The sequence below is a fragment of the Pseudomonas capeferrum genome (assembly GCF_013523055.1).
Classification (GTDB): Bacteria; Pseudomonadota; Gammaproteobacteria; order Pseudomonadales; family Pseudomonadaceae; genus Aquipseudomonas; species Aquipseudomonas capeferrum_A.
In genome coordinates, this window is the sequence record NZ_JAAMQM010000063.1 from 1 (window position 1) to 719 (window position 719).

The 719-nt window shown below is 63.8% G+C and carries 1 protein-coding gene; it reads right to left on the bottom strand.

Features of this window, described 5'->3' with window-relative positions:
- A partial coding sequence (locus G7009_RS27310; protein WP_181133378.1) for an immunoglobulin-like domain-containing protein occupies positions 1-719 on the bottom strand: 719 nt, incomplete at both ends.

The window sequence follows — 719 nt, forward strand, 5'->3', positions numbered from 1 at the left end:
ACGGTAAGGTCACGGTCCAGCACCTGGTTGACCTTGACGGTGAACGACGGCTGCTGGGCTTCGGTGACATCGCCGTTGCTGACGATGGTCACCGAGACCTTGTCGCCCTGGCCGCTTGGCTCGTCGGTCACTGTCGTGATGCGGGTTTCGCCGCCCAGGGTCAGCTTCTCGAAGGCGTCGTCACCGCTGACCGAGACCAGCTTGTTGACGATATTGGCCTGGCCGCCGGTGTACACGTCATCCTTGGCGGTGACAATCACGGTACCGGTCGCGCTGCCGTTCGGCACGATGACCTTGCTGCCATCGGTCAGGGTGAAGGTCAGGCCGCCATGGCCGGTCACCGCCAGGCCCTGGGCGTTGGTCAGGGTCACGGTATAGGTGACCTGGCCACCCTCGGTGACGGTGGTCTTGTCGGCGGCCAGGGTCGCGATCACTTCGCTGGTGGTATCGAGCACCTGCAGCGACGCCGGAGTGGCGTTGATCTGCAGGTTCTCGAAGCCCTTGCCCCCGACATCGACCGCGCTGCTGACGCTCAGCTGGATAGTTTCGCCGTCCTTGAACACGTCGTCACCTTGGGCGGCCAAGGTGTAAGAGGCGGTGGTCTTGCCTGCCTTGACCGTTACGGTGTCACCGTTGCTCAGGGTGACGGTGAGGTCACGCTCCAGGCTGCGGTTGAGGGTGACGGTGAAGGTGGCCGGCTTGTCCTCGGTGATCGAGTT